This window comes from Endothiovibrio diazotrophicus (genome assembly GCF_054657215.1).
On the sequence record NZ_BAAHXB010000101.1, the window covers coordinates 1 to 20,604 of the forward strand.

The 20,604-nt window shown below is 66.0% G+C and carries 19 protein-coding genes and 1 pseudogene; 9 read left to right on the forward strand and 11 right to left on the reverse strand.

All coding sequences use genetic code 11. The annotated features are described in order from the left end of the window. From ACYQ2W_RS19825 to rhlB, 3 genes are all read right to left on the reverse strand, one after another. Positions 1-563: hypothetical protein (locus ACYQ2W_RS19825; RefSeq protein WP_459871151.1), on the reverse strand; the 563-nt coding region annotated here is incomplete at its 3' end. 326 nt (positions 564-889) lie between these two features. Next, positions 890-1,303: a YkgJ family cysteine cluster protein gene (locus ACYQ2W_RS19830; protein WP_459871154.1), complete on the reverse strand. Its 414-nt coding sequence runs from the start codon at positions 1,301-1,303 to the stop codon at positions 890-892. Positions 1,304-1,315: 12 nt separating this feature from the next. Beyond that, complete coding sequence (rhlB, locus tag ACYQ2W_RS19835) at positions 1,316-2,626, reverse strand: ATP-dependent RNA helicase RhlB (RefSeq protein WP_459871157.1); 1,311 nt, start codon at positions 2,624-2,626, stop codon at positions 1,316-1,318. A gap of 217 nt (positions 2,627-2,843) precedes the next feature. Between rhlB and trxA the strand changes: the two genes are divergently transcribed. Together trxA and rho are read left to right on the forward strand one after the other, a co-directional pair. Continuing rightward, entirely contained in the window at positions 2,844-3,170 is a 327-nt protein-coding gene (gene trxA / locus ACYQ2W_RS19840; RefSeq protein WP_459871160.1) for a thioredoxin TrxA, read from the forward strand. A 350-nt stretch (positions 3,171-3,520) separates the two neighbouring features. After that, positions 3,521-4,777 carry a transcription termination factor Rho gene (rho, locus tag ACYQ2W_RS19845; protein ID WP_459871163.1) on the forward strand — a complete coding sequence of 419 codons (1,257 nt, stop codon included), beginning with the start codon at positions 3,521-3,523 and terminating at the stop codon, positions 4,775-4,777. Between the two features lie 286 nt (positions 4,778-5,063). Here the strand turns inward: rho and ACYQ2W_RS19850 are convergent, their stop codons facing one another. Continuing rightward, a complete protein-coding gene (locus ACYQ2W_RS19850) occupies positions 5,064-7,568 on the reverse strand; it encodes a glycogen/starch/alpha-glucan phosphorylase (RefSeq protein ID WP_459871165.1) in 2,505 nt (834 codons plus the stop codon). A gap of 97 nt (positions 7,569-7,665) precedes the next feature. Further along, positions 7,666-8,268, reverse strand: a complete 603-nt coding sequence (locus ACYQ2W_RS19855; protein WP_459871168.1) for a TatD family nuclease-associated radical SAM protein — start codon at positions 8,266-8,268, stop codon at positions 7,666-7,668. 143 nt (positions 8,269-8,411) lie between these two features. Here ACYQ2W_RS19855 and ACYQ2W_RS19860 point away from each other — a divergent pair, with 143 nt between their 5' ends. After that, complete coding sequence (locus ACYQ2W_RS19860; protein ID WP_459871171.1) at positions 8,412-8,900, forward strand: DUF302 domain-containing protein; 489 nt, start codon at positions 8,412-8,414, stop codon at positions 8,898-8,900. Between the two features lie 94 nt (positions 8,901-8,994). Here the strand turns inward: ACYQ2W_RS19860 and purD are convergent, their stop codons facing one another. Genes purD through ACYQ2W_RS19875 form a run of 3 tightly spaced genes read right to left on the reverse strand, consistent with a single transcriptional unit; the run spans position 8,995 to position 12,998 of the window. Beyond that, positions 8,995-10,281 carry a phosphoribosylamine--glycine ligase gene (purD, locus tag ACYQ2W_RS19865; RefSeq protein WP_459871173.1) on the reverse strand — a complete coding sequence of 429 codons (1,287 nt, stop codon included), beginning with the start codon at positions 10,279-10,281 and terminating at the stop codon, positions 8,995-8,997. 38 nt (positions 10,282-10,319) lie between these two features. After that, entirely contained in the window at positions 10,320-11,492 is a 1,173-nt protein-coding gene (locus ACYQ2W_RS19870; RefSeq protein ID WP_459871176.1) for a hypothetical protein, read from the reverse strand. A 15-nt stretch (positions 11,493-11,507) separates the two neighbouring features. After that, on the reverse strand, positions 11,508-12,998 hold the full coding sequence (locus tag ACYQ2W_RS19875) for an MBOAT family O-acyltransferase (protein ID WP_459871178.1): 1,491 nt from the start codon (positions 12,996-12,998) through the stop codon (positions 11,508-11,510). A 124-nt stretch (positions 12,999-13,122) separates the two neighbouring features. On the opposite strand from ACYQ2W_RS19875, the gene ACYQ2W_RS19880 reads away from it, so the two are divergent. Beyond that, positions 13,123-13,680, forward strand: a complete 558-nt coding sequence (locus ACYQ2W_RS19880) for a hypothetical protein (RefSeq protein ID WP_459871181.1) — start codon at positions 13,123-13,125, stop codon at positions 13,678-13,680. A gap of 169 nt (positions 13,681-13,849) precedes the next feature. After that, positions 13,850-15,550: a cation:proton antiporter domain-containing protein gene (locus tag ACYQ2W_RS19885; protein WP_459871184.1), complete on the forward strand. Its 1,701-nt coding sequence runs from the start codon at positions 13,850-13,852 to the stop codon at positions 15,548-15,550. Between the two features lie 198 nt (positions 15,551-15,748). Here ACYQ2W_RS19885 and oxyR read toward each other — a convergent pair whose 3' ends face one another. Next, positions 15,749-16,654 (reverse strand): DNA-binding transcriptional regulator OxyR, encoded by a 906-nt coding sequence (oxyR, locus tag ACYQ2W_RS19890; RefSeq protein WP_459871186.1) that lies wholly within the window; start codon positions 16,652-16,654, stop codon positions 15,749-15,751. Between the two features lie 228 nt (positions 16,655-16,882). Between oxyR and ACYQ2W_RS19895 the strand changes: the two genes are divergently transcribed. The 4 genes and pseudogenes from ACYQ2W_RS19895 to ACYQ2W_RS19910 all read left to right on the forward strand — a co-directional run bounded on the left by ACYQ2W_RS19895 (position 16,883) and on the right by ACYQ2W_RS19910 (position 19,777). Then, the gene (locus ACYQ2W_RS19895; protein WP_459871189.1) at positions 16,883-17,620 is read left to right on the forward strand and encodes a glutathione peroxidase; all 738 of its coding nucleotides are present in this window, start codon (positions 16,883-16,885) and stop codon (positions 17,618-17,620) included. A gap of 129 nt (positions 17,621-17,749) precedes the next feature. Next, positions 17,750-18,331 (forward strand): peptide-methionine (S)-S-oxide reductase MsrA, encoded by a 582-nt coding sequence (msrA, locus tag ACYQ2W_RS19900; protein WP_459871192.1) that lies wholly within the window; start codon positions 17,750-17,752, stop codon positions 18,329-18,331. A gap of 698 nt (positions 18,332-19,029) precedes the next feature. Then, a pseudogene (locus ACYQ2W_RS19905) lies at positions 19,030-19,422 on the forward strand (GSU2403 family nucleotidyltransferase fold protein); the annotation flags it as partial. A gap of 19 nt (positions 19,423-19,441) precedes the next feature. Continuing rightward, entirely contained in the window at positions 19,442-19,777 is a 336-nt protein-coding gene (locus ACYQ2W_RS19910) for a GSU2403 family nucleotidyltransferase fold protein (protein ID WP_459871196.1), read from the forward strand. Positions 19,778-19,797: 20 nt separating this feature from the next. On the opposite strand, the gene ACYQ2W_RS19915 is transcribed toward ACYQ2W_RS19910, so the two are convergent. Continuing rightward, the gene (locus ACYQ2W_RS19915) at positions 19,798-20,235 is read right to left on the reverse strand and encodes a type II toxin-antitoxin system VapC family toxin (protein ID WP_459871199.1); all 438 of its coding nucleotides are present in this window, start codon (positions 20,233-20,235) and stop codon (positions 19,798-19,800) included. Beyond that, entirely contained in the window at positions 20,232-20,462 is a 231-nt protein-coding gene (locus tag ACYQ2W_RS19920) for an AbrB/MazE/SpoVT family DNA-binding domain-containing protein (protein WP_459871202.1), read from the reverse strand. The genes ACYQ2W_RS19915 and ACYQ2W_RS19920 overlap by 4 nt, the downstream gene beginning before the upstream one ends. Positions 20,463-20,604: the final 142 nt, after the last annotated feature.

Genomic DNA, 20,604 nt, shown 5'->3' on the forward strand with positions numbered 1-20,604 from the left:
GACAGGTTGATCTTCATGATCAAGCCGAGCTTGCCCTCCATCATCGACTGGAAGGCGCGGCTGAGGTCGAGGGAGATGTTGTGGAGGGCGTGGCGTTCGCGAATCAGGTAGGCGGCGGCCTGGGTGGCCCGGGCGGAGTCGGCGAGCAGCGGGTCGAGGCCGCGGCGCAGACGATGCCAGCTCTCGGCGGTGGCCTCGAGTGCGGCGATCGAGCGGCGGTCCCAGGAGCAGCGTAGGGGGGCGGCGCGGCCGGTGAGCTCCGGGTCGAGGACGCGGGCGCGCAGCGAGTCGACGATGCGGCCGTAGAGCGCCATCGGTTCGGTCAGGGATTGGCGGAAACGCCGCGCCTCGTCGGGGGAAGGGTTGGCGTCCAGTTGTTCGGCGGTGTGGATGAGGCTCTGCGCGAGCACGCGCAGCTGGCCGGTCAGGTTGAGGATGACGTAGTCGTGTTTGCGCAGGTTCAGCTCATATTGGAGGAACCCCACGGTGCCGGTGCCGAGCACGGCGAGCAGCAGCAGGGCGGTGGTGATCTGGGCGGCGAGCGAGCGGGTCCATCGGCGCATGGTCGGGTACCGGGAGAGAGAGGATGGGGTGAGTTTAGCGCTGATACGTCGGTGGCGGGGGGATGGATTCAGGCTTCAGGCGAAGGGACGATCGAGGTCGCCCCTTCGCCTTTTCGGATTTCCGGTTACGACGCTCTGCGTCGTAACCGGGGACCTTGGACGCTCTGCGTCCTGGTGCGCGGTAAGGGGCAGAAATGGCAGTGCCTTCGTTTGGCATGACGCGGAGCGTCATTGAAGACGTTTCCACGCAGAGCGTGGAAACGAGAAAGTGGGGGGTGTGGTGCGGGGGGATCGGCCTCTGGAACCATCCCGATGCCTGACGTCTATTACGCCTTATCCCACTTCTTGAACCGCCCCTTGCAGTAGGCGAGCAGTTCTTCGTAGTTGCGAAAGTGGAGTTCGAACCCCTCTTCGGCGGGGGAGTCGTATTCGCAGTAGTCGTTCTCGTAGTCGCGGCAGATCTGTGGGCGGCTGGCGTAGATGCCGCAACGGCCGTCCTCCTCGAGGTACTGGCACGGGCTGTTGACGATGAGCAGGAACCAGCCGTCCTCGTCCTTGTAGACCTGGATGTTCTGGTGGGCCACCTGCCAGAGGAGGAAGTTGAAGTCGCTCTTCTTGCGCGGGGTGTCGATCTGCTGGGTGATGTAATTGCAGCAGATCGAGCCCTTGCAGAAGCTGCATTTGTTCTCGCCGGTGATCTTGATCCCCTCGGGGATCCCACCCTTCTCAGTCTTCGCCATGGGGAGAGGAAACTACGGTTTTTTCTCGCTTGAGTCGGAATGGCGACGGCCGCTGCCTCGTCGCCCGCTGCCCGCTCCGCCGCGCCGGCCACCGTTGCCATCCCGCCGGCCACCGCTGCGGTGGCGCTCGATGCGCGCCGGCGGGGCCGGGGTTGCCAGCAGCTCCGCGGCCACCGGTTCCGCGGGGAGCCGGTGGCCGATGTAGGCCTCCACCTCCGGCAGCGAGAAGGCGTACTCCTCGCAGGCGAAGCTCACCGCGTCGCCGCTGGCACCGGCCCGTGCGGTGCGGCCGATACGGTGGACGTAGTCTTCGGCATCCTGCGGCAGGTCGAAGTTGAAGACGTGGCTCACCTCGGGGATGTGCAGGCCGCGGGCCGCCACGTCGGTGGCCACCATGATCGGCAGCTCCCCCTTCTGGAACTGCAGCAGCAACTGTTGGCGCTTCTTCTGTGGTACGTCGCCGGAGAGCATCGCCACCGCGTAGCCGTTACCCGCCAGATAGGCCTCGACCCGCTCCGCCGCCCGTTTGGTGTTGACGAAGACCAGCGAGCGGATGGGGTCCATGTGGGCCAGCAGTCCCAGCAGCAGTGGAATCTTCTCCTCGTTGGCGGTGTAGTAGACCACCTGGCGCACCCGGTCGGCGGTCACCTTGTCGGGCTCCACCTGAACCAGGGTGGGGGCGTTCATGTGCTCGTAGGCCAGTTCGGTGACGCGCAGCGAAAGGGTGGCTGAGAAGAGCAGGTTGAGTCGCCGGGTGGGCTCGGGCATGCGGCGGAAGAGGTAGCGGATGTCCTTGATGAAGCCGAGGTCGAACATCCGATCCGCCTCGTCGAGCACCACCACCTGAACGGCGCGCAGATCGAAGACGTGCTGCTTGAAGTAGTCGATCAGCCTTCCCGGGGTCCCGATGAGGATCTCCACCCCCTCCTCGATGCTGCGTCGTTGCGACTCGTAGCCGGTGCCGCCGTAGGCCAGCCCCAGCCGCAGCCCGGTGTGGCGGCCGAGCTGCTCGGCGTCCTTGTGGATCTGGATCGCCAGTTCGCGGGTGGGGGCGAGGATCAGGGCGCGAGGCTGGTCGATGCGCCGCTGTTCCCCGGCGGGGTGGCGCAACAGATGGCTCATGGTGGCGAGCAGGAAGGCCGCGGTCTTGCCGGTACCGGTCTGCGCCTGGCCGGCCACGTCGTGGCCGGCGAGCGCCGGCGGGAGGGACTCCGCCTGGATTGGCGTGCAGTGGCGAAAGCCCGCCTCTTCAACGCCTTGCATCAGTTCTGCGGGGAGGTTGAGGCTGCGGAACTCGGTGTCGGAGAGGTGGGTTTCACTCATGTGGGCTAGCATAACCCAATTACTCCGCGGATTGGGCTTGCATTGCCCGGCGGATTGGGCTGAAATGTCGAAACATTTTCGAAACACCTTCCCGAAAATTCCCGATTCCATTTCCCAATCAACCCAATTTTCCGATTCAACTTGAATTCCCACGGAACATCGTCCGGCCGCTGGTGTCGTGGCCGGCTGATGGAGAACCATTCTGGAGGCAGAAGACGTGAGCGATAACATCGTTTATGTGACCGACGATTCCTTCGAAGAGGATGTGCTGAAATCCGGCGAGCCGGTCCTGGTCGATTTTTGGGCCGACTGGTGCGGCCCCTGCAAGATGATCGCTCCGATCCTCGATGAGGTGGCCGGAGAGTATGCCGGCAAGGTGAAGGTGGCCAAGCTCAACATCGACGAGAATCCGGCCACCCCGCCGAAGTTCGGCATTCGTGGTATCCCCACCCTGATGCTGTTCAAGGCCGGCGCGGTGGAGGCTACCAAGGTGGGCGCGGTCTCCAAATCGCAGCTTACCGCCTTCATCGACAGCAACGTTTGATCTTCTGTCGCGGCGTCCTGGCTATGGACGCCGCGAAAAAAGCGTGCTAGCGTAACGCCCGCTCGTGTAGATGAACGCCGATCCAGCGGCCCCTCGCTGAACCGAATCGGTAATCCCCAGAGATATTCGCCCGGTACCCGATCCCTTCGGTCCACGGAATCGCTCCTTTCCGATGACGATTTCCGGCGGCCCGACCGTACCGTGTTGGCAGGAGACGCTGGACCAATCCTCTTTTCGAATCCGATTGCTCCCCGGCGGCGCCGTTCCCGAGGTGCCGCGCCGCTCCCTCCGGGCGTCCCCGTTTTCGTAACAACCCTTCCGGCTCACTCACCCCATACAACACCCACGCCATGAATCTCACCGAACTGAAAAAAAAATCCGCCGCGGAACTGATCTCCATCGCCCAGGAGATGGGCCTGGAGGGGACCGCGCGAGCGCGCAAGCAGGATGTGATCTTCTCCCTGCTCAAGTCCCACGCCAAGAGCGGTGAGGACATCTATGGCGATGGTGTGCTGGAGATCCTGCAGGACGGCTTCGGATTTCTCCGCTCCGCCGACAGCTCCTACCTGGCCGGGCCCGATGACATCTACGTCTCGCCGAGCCAGATCCGCCGCTTCAACCTGCGTACCGGCGACACCGTCTCCGGCAAGATCCGCCCGCCCAAGGAGGGTGAACGCTACTTCGCGCTGCTCAAGGTGGATGACATCAACTACGAGCCGCCGGAGAACGCCAAGAACAAGGTGCTGTTCGAGAACCTGACTCCGCTGCACGCCAACCAGCGGCTCGCCCTGGAGCTGGGCAACGGCAGCACCGAGGACATCACCGCCCGGCTGATCGATCTCGCCTCGCCCATCGGCAAGGGGCAGCGCGGGCTGATCGTCTCGCCGCCGAAGGCGGGCAAGACGATGATGCTGCAGAACATCGCCCAAAGCATCGCCGCCAACCATCCCGAGTGCTACCTGATCGTGCTGCTGATCGACGAGCGCCCGGAGGAGGTGACCGAGATGGCCCGCTCGGTGCGCGGCGAGGTGGTCGCCTCCACCTTCGACGAGCCCGCCTCGCGTCACGTCCAGGTGGCCGAGATGGTCATCGAGAAGGCCAAGCGGCTGGTCGAGCACAAGCGTGACGTGGTGATCCTGCTCGACTCCATCACCCGTCTGGCGCGCGCCTACAACACCGTGGTCCCCTCCAGCGGCAAGGTGCTCACCGGCGGCGTCGACGCCAACGCCCTGCAGCGGCCGAAGCGCTTCTTCGGCGCGGCGCGCAACATCGAGGAGGGGGGCTCGCTGACCATCCTCGCCACCGCGCTGATCGATACCGGCTCGAAGATGGACGAGGTGATCTATGAGGAGTTCAAGGGCACCGGCAACATGGAGGTCCATCTGGACCGGCGCATCGCCGAGAAGCGGATCTTCCCGTCGATCAACATCAACCGCTCCGGCACCCGCCGCGAAGAGCTGCTGACCAAGCCCGACGAACTGCAGAAGATGTGGATCCTGCGCAAGCTGCTGCACCCGATGGATGAGCTGGCGGCGATGGAGTTCATGCTCGACAAGCTGAAGGCGACGAAGACCAACGCCAGCTTCTTCGATTCCATGAAACGCTAGGAAAGAGGCGGCTTGGGTCCGCCTCTTTCCTTGTGTGGAAGATGGGATAAGGGCGCCGTAGGCGCCCTTTTTCGTAGGTCGTCGCTACCGCGGCGACGCAAACGAAAGCAGCGGGGCCGGGGTTGCGGGTAGGTTCCCGAGCATGTCGTTCCGTTCGGCCGGAGAGGTGCGGGGTTTTTCGGCGGTGCCTCCGTTTGCGTCGGAGAAGTATCGCCGACCTACGCCCGGTATTCTCTTCTCTGCGTCCTCTGCGTCTTTGCGTTCTCCGCGTTTTCAGCACCGCCGCTCAATCGTGGGCGACCGGCTGCACGTTCCAGATCTGTTCGGCGTATTCGTTGATGGTGCGGTCGCTGGAGAACTTGCCCATGCGCGCGACGTTGAGGATCGCCCGGCGGGTCCACTCGTCGCGGTCGGCGTAGATGCGGTCCACCTCCTCCTGGCAGGCGATGTAGGAGGCGTAGTCGGCGAGTAGCTGGTAGTGGTCACCATGGTCGGTGAGCGCCTGGAAGATCGGCTTGAACAGGTCCGGCTTCTGCGGGCAGAAGTAGTCGCCGTTGATCATGTCCAGCGCCCGCTTCAGCTCCGGATTGCTGTGGTAGTAGTCCCACGGGCGATAGCCTTCGCGGGCGATCCGCTCCACCTCGTCGGCGGTGTGGCCGAAGATGAAGATGTTCTCCTCGCCCACCTCCTCGCGGATCTCGACGTTGGCCCCGTCCAGGGTGCCGATGGTCAGCGCGCCGTTGAGCGCGAGTTTCATGTTGCCGGTGCCGGAGGCCTCGGTGCCGGCGGTGGAGATCTGCTCGGAGAGGTCGGCGGCGGGGATGATCTCCTCGGCCACGGTGACGTCGTAGTTGGGGATGAAGGCCACCTTCAGCCGATCGCCGATCAGCGGGTCGTTGTTGACCGTGTCGGCCACCTCGTTGATCAGGCGGATGATCAGCTTGGCCATTGCATAGGCGGGGGCCGCCTTGCCGGAGAAGATCACCGTGCGCGGTACGATGTCGATCGGCTCGCCGCGCTCCGCGGCATCGCGGATGCGGTTGTAGCGGGTGATCACGTGGAGCAGGTTGAGCAACTGCCGCTTGTATTCGTGGATCCGCTTCACCTGCACGTCGAACAGCGAGTCGGGGTTCACCTCGGTCTTCAGCCGCATCAGGATGATCTCGGCCAGCCGCGCCTTGTTGGCCCGCTTCACCTCGCGGAAGGCGCGGCGGAAGGCCGGTTCCTCCAGGTGCTCCTCCAGCCGGCGCAACTGATCGAGCTGGGTCACCCAGCCGTGGCCGATCTGTTGGCTGATCAGCGCGGAGAGCTCGGGGTTGGCCTGGTTGAGCCAGCGTCGGGGGGTGACGCCGTTGGTCATGTTGACGATGCGCTCGGGCCAGATGCGGTGGAAGTCGGCGAAGATGGTGCGCTTCATCAGTTCGGTGTGCAGCGCCGCCACGCCGTTGACCTTGTGCGAGCCGACCACCGCCAGATGGGACATGCGCACCCGACGCCCCCCCGCCTCGTCGATCAGTGAGGTGCGGCGCAGCAGCTCGGAGTCGCCGGGAAAGCGGTGGGCGACCATCTGCAGGAAGCGGTGGTTGATCTCGTAGATGATCGTCAGGTGGCGCGGCAGCATCTTCTCGAACAGCGCCACCGGCCAGGTCTCCAGGGCCTCGGGGAGCAGGGTGTGGTTGGTGTAGGAGAAGACCGCGGTGCAGATCTTCCAGGCCCGCTCCCACTCCAGGCCGTGGTTGTCCACCAGGATGCGCATCAGCTCGGGGATGGCGATGGCGGGGTGGGTGTCGTTGAGCTGGATCGCCACCTTGTCCGGCAGTTCGTCGAACTCCTGGTGGTATTTGGCGAAGCGGTAGAGGATGTCCTGCAGCGAGGCGCTGACGAAGAAGTACTGCTGCATCAGCCGCAGCTCGCGCCCCATCTCGGTGGTGTCGTCCGGGTAGAGCACCCGCGAGAGGTTTTCGGATTCGTTCTTCTCCTCCACCGCGCGGATGTAGTTGCCCTCGTTGAAGTACTTCAGTTCGAAGTCGCGGGTCGCCTTGGCCGCCCACAGTCGCAGGTTGTTCACCGTGTTGGTGGCGTAGCCGGGGATCGGCGTGTCGAAGGCCATCGCCATCACCTGGTCGGAATTCTCCCAGCGGTGGTGCATGCGGCCGTCGTCGTCGCGGTACTCGATGACGTGGCCGAAGAACTTCACCGGGTAGAGCACCTCCGGGCGGGGGAACTCCCAGGGGTTGCCGTAGCGCAGCCAGTTCTCCGGGTGCTCCACCTGACGCCCGCCCTCGATGCGCTGGGTGAACATGCCGTACTCGTAGCGGATGCCGTAGCCGTAGCAGGGCAGGCGCAGGGTGGCCATGGAGTCGAGGAAACAGGCGGCGAGCCGGCCGAGGCCGCCGTTGCCCAGTCCCGCGTCGTCCTCGACGTATTCGAGCTGGCCCAGGTCGAGGCCGATCTCCTCCAGGGCGGCGTTGAAGTCCTCGTGGATACCCAGGTTGTACAGGCTGTTGGACAGCGTGCGTCCCATCAGGAACTCGAGCGAGAGGTAGTAGACCCGCTTCGCGTCGTGACGGTAGTAGGTGCGCATGGTCTCCATCCAGCGCTCGATCAGGCGGTCGCGCACGGTGTAGGCGGCGGCGTGGAACCAATCACGGTCGGTGGCGGTGAGCGGGTCCTTGCCGACGGTGTAGACCAGACGGTTGGAGAGCGAGCTCTTCAGCGAGGTGGTATCGACGCCTTGGTAGTCGTACTTGAAACGGCCGCTTTTGCTGCCGGCCTTCTTTACGGGAGTCATGGTTCTGCGCAGTCCGGGTTGCGGGGATCGGCTAAGAATGGGCCAAAAGCGTTACCGCTTCAATGCAGCGGATATGGCCAGGAAGAATTGGACAGGATTAACCGACCACGTCCAGATGGCGGGCGCGGAAGTGGACGCCGAGGTCGGTGGCGAGGCGCTCGCAGGCGGCGATGTCGACCCCCTCCAGGCCGTCGATGGCGGTGGCGGTGACCTCCTCGATGTAGGATGGGGCCTCGCGCAGGAAGTCGAGCACCGCCTGGAAGGAGCCGGCGAGCGCCGGTACGCAGTGGCGGTCGTAGACCGCCGCGTCCTGGCCGTTGAGGGAGACCGAGAGGGCGTCGACCCCGGCGTCGTGCAGTTCGGGGAGGATGTTGCGCTTGTTGGCAAGGCTTCCCAGGCCGTCGGTGTTGATCCGTACCCGGCCGCCGCGGGCCTTGATCCAGCGGGTCACCTCCAGCAGCACCTTCAGCCGCAGGGTGGGTTCGCCGAAGCCGCAGAAGACGACCTGCCGGTAGCGCGCCGGGTCGCCGATCGCCGCGATGATCTCCGCCACCTCCGGGCGATGGTCGAGGGTGAGGTCGAAGTCGTGTACTACCTTTATCCCCTGGGTCTTCGGGCAGAAGGCGCAGGCCAGCGTGCAGCGGTCGGTGATGTTGAGATAGAGGCTGTCGCGGATCACGTAGGCGATGGTCTGGGTCATCGGTGTCGGTTGTCGGTGAGTCGGGATGGGATTCGGCCGCCGGTCGTCGATTGCCCGCCGCCCGCCCGCCCGGAGATGAGAAGAAAAGTGAGAACTGTTAGTATCTGCTGATATTCCATTTTACGGAAGATGAGGACCACACCATGATTCGCAACCTCTTCACTCGAATACTGTTGATCGGCGTGCTCGTTGCCGCCTCCTTCCCGTCGATGGCGGCCGCCACCGAGATGATGGAGGCCTACGGTACCACCATGAGCTACGAGGACGCCCGCGACAACCTGCAGCTGGCGATCACCGGGCGCGGCCTGGTGGTGCGCAGCGTCTCCCAGGTGGGCGAGATGCTGGAGCGCACCGGCGAGGACCTCGGCGACACCCGCAAGATCTACGGCAAGGCGGAGGTCTTCGAGTTCTGCAGCGCGGTGTTTTCGCGCAAGATGATGGAGGCGGACGAACGCAACATCGCCTTCTGCCCCTTCACCATCGCCCTCTACACCCTTCCGGCCGAGCCCGACAAGGTCTACGTCTCCTTCCGCCGCCCGGCGGTGCTCGCCTCGCCGTCCTCGGCCGACGCCCTGCGCGAGGTGGAAGACCTTCTCCGCGGTATCGCCCGCCAGGCCCTGGAGCTGGATTGAGCGGTGTACCGCGTATCCTGAATTGCAGGCAGGGCGGTGTCCGAACCCGAATTTCCTCGTCCGTAAGGTTTTTCGCGTTCGACGGGGATTCGTCTCAGGACCGTTCGCGGGCGACGGCGCGGTAGCCGATGTCCGGCCGGTAGAACATCCCCTCCCAGTGGATCTTGCGCGCCAGTTCGTAGGCGCGGGCCCGGGCCTCGCTCACCGTGGCGCCCAGCGCGGTGGCGCAGAGCACGCGGCCACCGGCGGTGACCACCTGTCCGTCCTTCTCCGCGGTGCCGGCGTGGAAGATCCTGGCGTGCTCGTCGTCGGCCCCCTCCAGCCCCTCGATCACGTCTCCCTTGCGGTAGCTGCCGGGGTAGCCGCCGGCGGCGAGCACCACGCCGAGGCTGGCCCGCTCGTCCCACTCGGCGGTGGCCTCGTTCAGCGTTCCGTCGAGGGCGGCGTCGCACAGCGCGGCCAGATCGGACTTCAGCCGCAGCATGATCGGCTGGGTCTCCGGGTCGCCGAAGCGGCAGTTGTATTCGATCACCTTCGGTGCGCCGTCGGCGGCGATCATCAGTCCGGCGTAGAGGAAGCCGACGTAGGGATTGCCTTCGGCGGCCATGCCGCGCACCGTCGGCTCGATCACCTCGCGCATGATCCGCTCGTGGACCGGGGGTGTGACCACCGGTGCCGGCGAGTAGGCCCCCATGCCGCCGGTGTTGGGGCCGCTGTCGCCCTCGCCGACCCGCTTGTGGTCCTGGCTGGTGGCCATCGGCAGGATGTGTTCGCCGTCGACCATGACGATGAAGCTCGCCTCCTCCCCCTCCAGGTACTCCTCGATCACCACCCGGTGGCCCGCCTCGCCGAAGGCGTTGCCGGCGAGCATGTCGCGCACCGCCGCCTCCGCCTCCGCCAGGGTCATCGCCACGATTACCCCCTTGCCGGCGGCCAGCCCGTCGGCCTTGATGACGATGGGGGCACCCTGCCCGCGCAGGTAGGCCAGCGCCTCGTCGAGATCGGTGAAGTTGCGGTAGGCGGCGGTGGGGATGTGGTGGCGGGCGAGGAAGTCCTTGGTGAAGGCCTTCGAACCCTCCAGCTGGGCGGCCTCCTGGCTCGGGCCGAAACAGCGCAGGCCGGCGGCCTGGAAGGCGTCGCTCACCCCGAGCACCAGCGGCGCCTCGGGGCCGACGATGGTGAGGTCGACGGCCTGTTCGCGGGCGAAGGTCACCAGCGCGTCGATCGCCTCCACGCCGATGGCCACGTTCTCCAGCTTCGGCTCGCGGGCGGTGCCGGCGTTGCCGGGGGCCACGAAGACCTTCTCCACGTTGGCCGACTGCGCCACCTTCCAGGCCAGGGCGTGCTCGCGCCCGCCGGAACCGATCACCAGAACCTTCATCGTCGTCACCTTGGGAAATTGCACGGAATCGAGGCGCGTTAGTTTACCAGTTGGCGGCGCTGCGGGGCGGTCTCGGCGGCGAGGCGGCGGATCTCCTCGACGTCGGCCGGGAAGCGTTGCCGGTACGCCTCGCGGGCGGCGCGGATCGCGGCGATCCGCGATTCGAGGTTGGCCGGGGTGAGGCGGACGCCGAAGTCCGGCGGGGGCGGCTCGCCGTAGTCGAACAGGCGGTGCAGAACCCGCTCCCCAGTGCTCGGATGGTAGTGCGAGGACTCCTGGTAGCCGCGGGTCGGCGGGTCGTCCTCGCCGCGCGGCAGCGGCTCGGTGGTCACCGAGTTGTAGCCGGCGAAGTCCCACAGCGGGGTCTGCTCGCGGGCGGCGATGGCGGTCACCCGGCGGCGCCACTCCTCGACCTGTGGCCACAGCCCGGCGGCGTCGGCGGCCTCCCACTGCCGGGCGTGGACGGGGGAGAGGAACAGCTTCAGTTCGGTCCCCTCGCGGCGGGCGAAGCGCAGCAGCTCGGCGAACGCCTCGAAGGCGCCCTCATCGAGCTCGAAGCGGTGGCCGGGCGGTGGGAACCAGGAGGTGGTGAGGTAGGTGCGCTCGTTGTCCAGGAAGGCCGCCCGGGTGCCGCCAGCGGGGATGGTCTCCCAGTTGCCGAGGGGGTAGAGGCGGATCGCCGGGGTCGCCGTGTGGAGCGATTCGAGCCCTTTGCTGACGAGGTCCCAGGAGAGCGGCAGGAGGAACTGGCGCAGCCGCCACAGCGGCTGCGGTCGCCCGTCGGTGTCGGTCGCCAGCAGCGACTCGTCGAGGTCGGCGAAGAGGTAGTGGCGATTGAAGGTGAATAAGTCGATGCCGGCGACCGCCAGGCGGATCGGGTGGATGGCGTGGGCGTGTTGCAGCAGGCGGCGCATCTGGTAGGGGGAGGCGCCGGGGACCGCCAGGTTGTAGACCCGCATCCCGCCCGCGGCCGGGGGGACGAGGCCGTGGCCGGCCCGCGATGAGCCGAGGATCACCGCCTCCGGGCGGACCCGGGCCACCGCGGCGGCCTTGTGCAGCAGCAGGTTTTCGAGGACGAACGGCTTGGTGTGGTTCGGGTCGGGGGTATGGATCAGGTCGTAGGGATCGATCAGCGCGCTGACGCCGCCGATTACCGCGATGGCGGTGAAGTAAAGCAGGGCGGCGGCGGTGAGAAATCGGCGCGGGGTCATCGGGGCCGTCGCTCCTCAGAAGCGGAAGTAGAGGAACTCGCTGACGCGGGTCAGGTGGAGGGTGGCGAGCACCGCCAGGGTGGTGGTGGCGAGCAGCCAGGGCCAGCCGAGGCGCCACTGCCACCAGCGTGGTCCGGCGTCTCTGGTCGAGGCGAAGCGGTAGGTGTCGAAGGCGGGATTGAAACGCGCCATGATCTGCTGGGTGTTGGGCGCCCACAGCGTGAGCGAGAGGATCAGCAGCATCTGCGGCAGCCGCCTTGCCGCCTTCAGTCCGTCGGCGGTGCCGTCGGTGAGACCGGCCAGCGAGTGGAGGATGGCGAGCGCGGTGTCCAGGTCGGCGGCGCGGAAGAAGACCCACGCGACCATCACCGCGAGCAGGGTCAGCGCACGGGAAAGCCAGCGGCCGGCGAGCGTGCTGCGCGTGGGGTCCTGGCCGAGGGCGCGGCGCAGCGCGTGCCAGCCGTGGTTGATCATCAGGTAGAGGCCGTGCAGCCCGCCCCAGACGACGAAGGTCCAGCCGGCGCCGTGCCACAGCCCGCCGAGCAGCATGGTCGCCATCAGGTTGAGCTGGCGCCGGGTCGGGCCGCGGCGGTTGCCGCCCAGCGGGATGTAGAGGTAGTCGCGGAGGAAGCGCGACAGGGTCATGTGCCAGCGCCGCCAGAAGTCGATGATGTTGACCGCCTGGTAGGGTGAGTGGAAGTTGAGCGGCAGGCGGATGCCGAACAGCCGCGCTAGGCCGAGCGCCATGTCGGAGTAGCCGGAGAAGTCGAAGTAGAGCTGCAGCGAGTAGGCGAGGGTGCCGCCCCAGGCGGCCTTCGCCGAGAGCAGCGCGCCGCCGGCGGCGGCATCGAACACCGGGGTGGCGTATTCGGCCAGGCGGTCGGCGATCACCACCTTCTTGAATAGGCCGATGGTAAAGAGGGTCGCCCCCACCGCCAAGTTCTCGGCGTTCACCCGGTAGATGGCGTCGCGGGCGAACTGCGGCAGCATCTCCTTGTGGTGGACGATCGGGCCGGCGATCAGCTGCGGGAAGAAGGTGACGAACAGGCAGTAGTGGAGGAAGTTGTATTCGCGGGTCTCCCCCCGCCAAGCGTCCATCAGGTAGGCGATCTGCTGGAAGGTGAAGAACGAGATCGCCAGTGGCAGCGCGATCGGGTCGAGGTGGAGGCCGAAACCGCCGAGCGCGTCGAGGTTGTCGATGAAGAAGTTGGCGTACTTGTAGTAGCCGAGCAGGCCGAGGTTGGCGGCGACCCCGCCGATCAGCGCCCAACGTCCGGAGGGGGTGCCGCGGGAGCTGCCGAGCTGGACGCCGAGGGCGTAGTTGAACAGGATCGAGCCGAGGATCAGGCCGAGGTAGGCGGGGTTCCACCAGCCGTAGAAGGCGAGCGACGCTCCCACCAGCCAGGCGGTCGCCACCCGGTGGTGGCCGCGCCCGCCGATCTTGAAGAAGTCCCACAGGGCGAGCGGCAGGAAGAGGAAGATGAAGAGGGGCGAGTTGAAGAGCAAGCGCCGGGGTCCTGTGGCTGGTGAGCGCTCTCGGGAGAGTCTGCGCAGTGTAAGGGAGTGTCAGCAAATGTAAATCGGTGGGGCGTATATAGTTGGGGGAGTGGGTCAATCGAGGAGTCGGGTCATGGGCCGGATTATCGGGTGGTTGCCGTTGGTGTGGCTGTTGATCGGTTGTCAATCGACGGTGGTGCGGCAGGAGGAGCGCTGGTTCCGGCCGGCGGTGGGGACGGTGGTGGAGCTGGTGAAGCCGCTGGAGGTGGCGGTGGGCGATGCGCGGATTTTCCTCCAGCACGGCACGCCGGTGACCTGGGGCGGCGTGCGCCAGCTGGAACCGCACTGCAACTTCGAGGTGCGCGACCTGGCGGAGAGCGTCCAGACCATCCGCCCCGACACCTTCACCATCACCCGGGTCCGCTGGGGGTTCGAGGAAGTGGTCGATCTGGGGCCACGGGTGGTGGCGAGCGCGGCCGTGCTCGCCCAGGTGAACGACGACGGCCTGCCGATGATCTCGCGCTACGTGCAGCTCCGCCTGGAGTCGGCGGCGCAGCCCAACGTCATGCGCCTGACCTGTCATGGGGCCTTCGACGACCTACCCGAAGCGGAGGAGCCGACTCCGGCGGAGATCGCCGATGCGCTCGGTGGCTGGGCGCGTATCGCCGGGTTGTCACCGCAGGGCGAGTAGAGGCCCCTCCAGCCGGGGCCGTTGGCGGTAGCGAACCTGAAGCGCAGATTTCACAGATCGACGCACGTTTCCGTTTTCTTCCGAATCTGCGCTCATCTGCGAAATCTGCGGTTTATTTTTTTCTTATTGGGTACCATTTTCGATACTCGCCAACCTCCTCCTCCTCGTCATGCACCTCGATAGTTTCATCGCTTCCGCTGCGCTGCTGCTGGCGGTCACCTCGCTGGCCGTGGCGCTGTTTCGCCACCTCGGTCTCGGCTCCATCCTCGGCCTGCTGGTGGCCGGGGTGGTGGTCGGTCCCCACTCCCCCGGTCCCTACATCACCACCCACGTGGAGGACGTGCGCCACTTCACCGAACTGGGGGTGGTGATGCTGCTCTTCCTGATCGGCCTGGAGATGAAGCCGGAGCGGCTGTGGGCGATGCGCCGGGAGGTGTTCGGTTTCGGTTCCGCGCAGATCCTGTTGGCCGGACTGGGGATCGCCGGTTACGCCGCGCTGGGCGGTGAGCCGTGGCGTACCGCGCTGCTGATCGGCCTCACCCTCGCCCTCTCCTCCACCGCCTTCGCCATGCAGCTGTTGCAGGAGCGCGGCGAGTTCGCCAGCCGTCACGGCCGCGGCGCCTTCGCGGTGCTGCTGATGCAGGACCTGGCGGTGGTGCCGCTGCTCGCCCTGGTGCCGCTGCTCTCCGAGCGGGCGGCCATCTCCGGCGGTATCCCGCTGTGGGAGCAGTTGCTGATCCTGGTGGGGATGTTCCTGGCGCTGTGGCTGTTCGGCCGTTATCTGGTCCCCTTCGCCCTCGATCGGCTGGCCCGCCACCAGAACCGCGAGGGGTTCCTGCTGGTCGTGCTGCTGGCGGTCTTCTTCGCCGCCTGGGCGATGCATCAGGCGGGGCTATCCATGGCCTTGGGGGCGTTCCTGATGGGGATGCTGCTCTCCGGCTCGCGCTACAACCTGCAGATCCAGGCGAGCATCGAGCCCTACAAGGGCCTGCTGATGAGCCTCTTCTTCGTCGCCGTCGGCATGTCCATCGACCTCGGCGCGCTGGCCGAGCGTCCCCTGATCTTCCTGCAGCACGCCGCGGCGGTGGTCGCCATCAAGCTGGCGGTGCTCTTTCCCCTGGCGCTCGCCTTCGGCTATGTGAAGCGCGATGCGGTGCGTCTTACCTTCCTGTTGGCCCAGGCCGGAGAGTTCGGCTTCGTGCTGTTCGGCTCCGCGCTGGCGCTGGGGGTGATCGACGACGCGGCGTTCGTCATGGCGGTGGGGGTGATCTCGCTGAGCATGCTGGTGACCCCGCTGCTGGTGCGGCTCGGCGACCGGCTGGCGCGGCGGATGGGGGCGCGTGAGGGCGGCGAGGGCGCGGCGAGCCTTTCGGAGATCGCCGGCCGGGAGGAGGAGCGGCGGGTGGTGATCGCCGGCTACGGCCGGGTGGGGCACACCGTGGCGACCCTGTTGCAGGCGAGCGACGTCCCCTTCATCGCCTTCGACACCGACCCCGAGCGTGTGCGCCAGGGGCAGGCCAACGGCCATCCGGTGCACTACGGCGACGTGGCCGATCCGCAGCTGCTGGCCGCCGCCCATGTGGAGCGCGCCGCCCTCGTGCTGATCACCGTCGATCGCGGCGCGGTGGCCCTGCGCACGGTATCGATGGTGCGCGGGGGCTGTCCGCAGGTGCCGATCATCGCCCGAGCGCGGGATCTGGAGGCGTGTGGACAGTTGATCCGCGCCGGCGCCACCGACGCCTTCCCGGAGGCGGTGGAGGCGAGTCTGCGGCTGGGGGCCGAGGCGTTGCGCCGGGTCGGCGCGGCGCCCGACGGGGTGGAGCAACTGGTGCAGGGGGTGCGGGAGCGGGGGTATGAGTTGGTGAGGTGAAAGGTTAAAGGCGAAAGGTAAAAGGGCCTTCGTTTTTCGTCGCAGAGGCATTTGGTGGTCGGCTATTTTTTTGGGTTGACGGCGTAGGCGGAGGGAGCATGGTCTCGGTGACCTTTGACCTTTGACCTTTGACCTTTGACCTTTGACCTTTGACCTTTGACCTTTGACCTTTGACCTTTGACCTTTGACCTTTGACCTTCAACCGGTCTTCCCCGCCATCACCTCCCGGATCGTCTCCGCCAACTGCTCGGCCGCCTCCTGGCGGGCGAAGCGGCGGCGGTGGAGGAGGACGATCTCGCGGGTGGGCGGCGGTTCCTCGAAGGGGAGGTAGGCCACCGGACCGCCGAGGTCGGTGTGGCCGTGTTCCACCGCCAGTCGCGGCATCAGGGTGATGCCGCTGCCGGCGCCCACCATGTGGCGCAGGGTCTCCAGGCTGGTCGCCTGGAAGCTGCCGTCCTCCACCGCGCCGGCGCTGAAGCAGACGTCCAGGGCCTGGTCGCGCAGGCAGTGGCCGTCGGCCAGCATCAGTACCTTCTGATGGTCGAGGTCGGAGCGCTTGGCCTCGCGCTTGCCGGCCAGCGGGTGTTCCCGCGGCACCGCCAACACGAACGCCTCGTGGTAGAGGTGATTGGCGGTGTACTCCTCCTCCATGCCGTCGAGCAGCGCCAGGATCGCCAGGTCCATCTCCCCCTCGTCGAGCCGCTTGAGCAGCACATGGGTCTGCTCCTCCACCAGCAGCAGCTCCAGTTGGGGATAGGCGCGCTTCAGCGGCGACATGATGTGCGGACAGAGGTAGGGGGCGATGGTCGGGATCAGCCCCACCCGCAGCTTGCCGGCCATCGGCTGGCTGTGGACCTCCGCCAGCTCGCGGATGGCGCGCGCCTCGGTCAGCACCCGCCGCGCCTGCTCGGCAATCGCCTCGCCGGCGGAGGTGAGCCGCACGTTGCGGTTGTCCCGCTCCACCAGCATCACCCCCAGCTCCTCCTCCAATTTCTTCAACTGGCCGCTGAGGGTCGGTTGGCTGACGAAACAGCGTTCGGCGGCCTTGCGGAAGTGTTTCAGCTCCGCCACCGCCACCAGGTATTCCAGCTCTCGTAGATTCATTTCGGCTTCCGTGGGCCTCTACCATCAAGGACGGGCAAAGTGGAGCGAAGGGCATGAAGGAAGAAGTTCCCCTTCAGGTAAAATAGGTCAATTGATCGGTCGGGACAATCATTTGATTCGGGATAAACGATTTTATCTCTAGTTTGGTTTTGCCCATACTGGTCCCCACTGAAGCCACGGACCGACCCGTCGGCAGCAAAGTCAGCCAATAACCACGAGGACAAAACCATGTTGGAGAACCGAGAGGGGCAGCGCGTCCCCAGCGTCACCTTCCGTACCCGCCAGAACGACGAGTGGGTCGATGTCACCAGCGACGAGCTGTTCACCGGCAAGCGGGTGGTGGTCTTCTCGCTGCCCGGCGCTTTCACCCCCACCTGCTCGTCGAGCCACCTGCCGCGCTACAACGAGCTGGCGCCGCTGCTCAAGGAGAACGGGGTGGACGAGATCGTCTGCCTGTCGGTCAACGACGCCTTCGTCATGAACGCCTGGGGCAAGGACCAGGAGGCGGAGAACATCACCCTGATCCCCGACGGCAACGGCGAGTTCTCCGAGGGGATGGGGATGTTGGTGGACAAGAGCGCCATCGGCTTCGGCAAGCGCAGCTGGCGCTACTCGATGGTGGTCAAGGACGGGGTGATCGAGAAGATGTTCATCGAGCCGGAGAAGCCCGGCGACCCCTTCGAGGTCTCCGACGCCGACACCATGCTCGCCTACATCGCCCCCGAAGCGAAGGCGCCCGAGTCGATCGCCATCATCACCAAGCCCGGCTGCCCCTTCTGCGCCAAGGCGAAGAAGCTGCTCCAGGCCAAGGGGCTGCGCTACGAGGAGGTGATCATGGGCAGTGACGCGACCATCACCTCGCTACGCGCGATCACCGGCCGCGAGTCGGTGCCCCAGGTGTTCATCGGCGGCAAGCACATCGGCGGCAGCGACGACCTGGAGGAGTACTTCCTCGATCAGCAGTAGGCCAAAGGCAAACGGCCGATGCTGAAAGGGGCGCGGTGGACTTCGGTCCGCCGCGCCCCTTCGCGTTGAATCCACTGGATGAGCGGTGACGTATCAGATGACACCATTCCCCACGACGGAGTACCTCCGATGAAGCGCCTGATTGCCTTGCTGTTCCTTCTTCCAATATTTTCGGTTTCCGCCGCGGAAACCGAATTCGCAACCTTCGCCGGCGGCTGTTTCTGGTGCGTCGAACAGGCCTTCGACGAGGCCGACGGGGTGGTCGCCACCACCTCCGGCTACGCCAACGGCCACATCAAGAACCCCACCTATCAGCAGGTCTCCCACGGCGGTACCGGCTTCGTCGAGTCGGAGCGGGTGGAGTTCGACCCGGCGCGGGTGAGCTATCAGCAACTGCTGGACGTCTTCTGGAAGAACCACGACCCCACCGACGGTGGTGGCCAGTTCTGCGACCACGGCGACCAGTACCGCCCGGCGATCTTCTACGCGAACGACGAGCAGCGACGGTTGGCCGAGGCCTCGAAGCAGGCATTGATCGCCGACAAGCCGTTCAGCGGCGCCATCGTCACCGCCATCGAGCCGCTGAAGGTGTTCTATCCGGCGGAGGAGTACCACCAGGACTATCATGAGAAGAACCCGGTCCGTTACCACTTCTACAAATACACCTGCGGTCGCCCGGCCCGTCTGGAGGAGTTGTGGGGAACGAAGTGAGGCCGGCAGTCCGCCTGCAAACAATCACCGCTCAATTGGTGCTCACGCAGCAGGGAGTGGGACGGGTAGCGGATCGGGGCCGTTCATTCCTGAAACGAGTTGATTCGTCCCGTCAGCGTGTCTTCGCGGCGCCCCGGCGATCGAGGAGGTGTGCGCCGAACTGGATGTGGTGCTCCAGGGCGAAGGGGGCAGCGACCGTGATGACGAACTGGCCACCCCGCTGCTCAAGGAGATCGAGCGTTTTCCCGCCCCTTGAGTGCTCCCCCAACCCTCGTTACCACGCTCCGCGTGGTAACGTCCTCTTCGGTGCTCCGCGTGGTAACGTCCTCTTCGGTGCTCCGCGTGGTAACGCCCTCTTCGACGCTCCGCGTCCTGCCGAACGGAGGCATTAACCCGAAGGTTGTCTGCTGCCGAACAGAACGCAAGGCAATGGGTTACGACGCAGAGCGTCGTAACCAGAGCCGATGCCACGCGGCCGCCGCGTAGGAGGTTATACGCCCATTTGTCAAACTCGGCGTATAACTTCCGGGAGGAGGTCGGCGATGTACCGCGCGATCGATTCCGCCACCCTGGGCCCGGTGGAGGGAGGTGCCGCCGAGGCGATGCGCCGACGCCTGGAGGCCCGCGAAGAGCTGCGCGCCGACCGGGCCGTCATCGACCGGCTCGCCGGCCAGCTCAGCGCCGCCGGCATTCCCTGTATGGACCCCCATCCGTTCAAGGTAGTGCGCCGCCTCGCCGACAGCGGACTGTTCCGCCCGGGCGGCGTGCTGATCGGCGCCCACGCCTTCAATGCCCTCGTCCCCCATCTGGGGGTCGTGTGGGAGGCCGGTGGTCGCACCGGCGGCGTGGACGTCGCCGACGCGCGGGACCTCCCGTTAGCCCTGCCCGAAGCCCCCGCGATGAATATCGAAAGCGACCTCCAGGCGCTGGAGATGGGCTTCTTCCCGGTGCCGGCGTTCTCGCTCCGCTCCCCCTCCACCCCGTTCAAGGTGCGCCGCTCCACCCTGCGGCTCGATCTGCTCACCCCCGTCGTCCGCGAACCGCCGTTTCGCCCGGTCTATCTGCAACCTTGGAGCGCCTACGCCGAGACGCTGACCTACCTCGACTATCTTGCTGGACGCCCCGCTCCGTCTCCCGCTGATCGCCCGAGCGGGTGCGGTCCTCGCCAACGTCCCCGATCCCGCTCGCTATGTGCTGCACAAGCTGATCGTCTCCACCATCCGCGACCCCTCCCGGCGGGACAAGGCGATCAAGGACCTCGCCCAGGCGGAAGCGATCCTGCAGGTGATGATCGACACCCTTCCCGGCGAGGTAGGGGCCGCGTGGCGGGCGATGGCGCCCCATGGCGATCACTTCCTGGAAGCTGTGCGCCGGGGTGTGCAAAGGTTGGAGGGAAGGAGTCCGAAGCTGGCAGCCGAGGTCGCGTCTGAGATGGCGCGGGCGTAGTGGATTTGTGGTGGCTGACTTTACGTTGCTTCGAAGATGACTACAGCCAATTTCTCGACCCGCCCTATCTTTCGGTCATTGGTCACCAGATAGCGTGCGCCCGAGTGTATGGCCGAGGCGGTGTGAATGGCGTCCGGGGTGCGCAGGTTGTGTTGCGCCCTGATCCGGGCGGCCTCCGCCGAGATGGCGACGGAAGGGGCGTGCAGTTGCAGGTTGGGGAAATGGGTGAGTAGGCGGGTTACTGCACGCGCTTTATTGAGCTGTTCGGCGCGGTAGGCGGGAACCAGCAGCTCGGTGAGTACCAGTGTGGATGCTGTGGCGAGTAGATCACCCGCCTCGATTCGACGAAAAAGTGCTTCCGCCGCGGCAAAGTGTCGCTCGTGGTGTTCAAGGAAGTAGATGAACGTGACGGTATCGAGGGCGACCGTCTCGCCGGAGGGGATCTCCGCGGGCGTCACCGATCCCACTCCTCCCGTCCGTCCTCCAGCTCATCGGCGTAGCCGTGCCACAGCTCTCCTCCCAACGCTTCGAGGGCATCGACGAACGAGATCGGCGCCTTTTCGATCACCACCCGCCCATCCTCGGCATCAATGACCAACCGATCACCCGCGTGCAACCCCAGTTGCCTCCGCACATCCGCCGGGAGCACTACCTGGGACTTGGAGCTGAGGGTCGCCGTACTCACGAAAGGATTCCGATCGATTTGCTTTACCGAAAGGTAAGACAGGGAGCTAGTGGGGTCAAGCGGGAGGGTGGATGGTGACTTGGCCTCTTTTCGCTGATGCGCATGGGATTTCCAGGGTATGAATTCGTATTCATATTGCTAG

Coding starts and splice junctions, on each gene's coding strand:
- ACYQ2W_RS19850 (WP_459871165.1), bottom strand. CDS start 7,568: ATGACTCCCGTAAAGAAGGCCGGCAGCAAAAGCGGCCGTTTCAAGTAC.
- ACYQ2W_RS19880 (WP_459871181.1), top strand. CDS start 13,123: ATGGGCCGGATTATCGGGTGGTTGCCGTTGGTGTGGCTGTTGATCGGT.
- ACYQ2W_RS19860 (WP_459871171.1), top strand. CDS start 8,412: ATGATTCGCAACCTCTTCACTCGAATACTGTTGATCGGCGTGCTCGTT.
- oxyR (WP_459871186.1), bottom strand. CDS start 16,654: ATGAATCTACGAGAGCTGGAATACCTGGTGGCGGTGGCGGAGCTGAAA.
- msrA (WP_459871192.1), top strand. CDS start 17,750: ATGAAGCGCCTGATTGCCTTGCTGTTCCTTCTTCCAATATTTTCGGTT.
- rho (WP_459871163.1), top strand. CDS start 3,521: ATGAATCTCACCGAACTGAAAAAAAAATCCGCCGCGGAACTGATCTCC.
- ACYQ2W_RS19895 (WP_459871189.1), top strand. CDS start 16,883: ATGTTGGAGAACCGAGAGGGGCAGCGCGTCCCCAGCGTCACCTTCCGT.
- rhlB (WP_459871157.1), bottom strand. CDS start 2,626: ATGAGTGAAACCCACCTCTCCGACACCGAGTTCCGCAGCCTCAACCTC.
- purD (WP_459871173.1), bottom strand. CDS start 10,281: ATGAAGGTTCTGGTGATCGGTTCCGGCGGGCGCGAGCACGCCCTGGCC.
- ACYQ2W_RS19885 (WP_459871184.1), top strand. CDS start 13,850: ATGCACCTCGATAGTTTCATCGCTTCCGCTGCGCTGCTGCTGGCGGTC.
- ACYQ2W_RS19870 (WP_459871176.1), bottom strand. CDS start 11,492: ATGACCCCGCGCCGATTTCTCACCGCCGCCGCCCTGCTTTACTTCACC.
- ACYQ2W_RS19830 (WP_459871154.1), bottom strand. CDS start 1,303: ATGGCGAAGACTGAGAAGGGTGGGATCCCCGAGGGGATCAAGATCACC.
- ACYQ2W_RS19855 (WP_459871168.1), bottom strand. CDS start 8,268: ATGACCCAGACCATCGCCTACGTGATCCGCGACAGCCTCTATCTCAAC.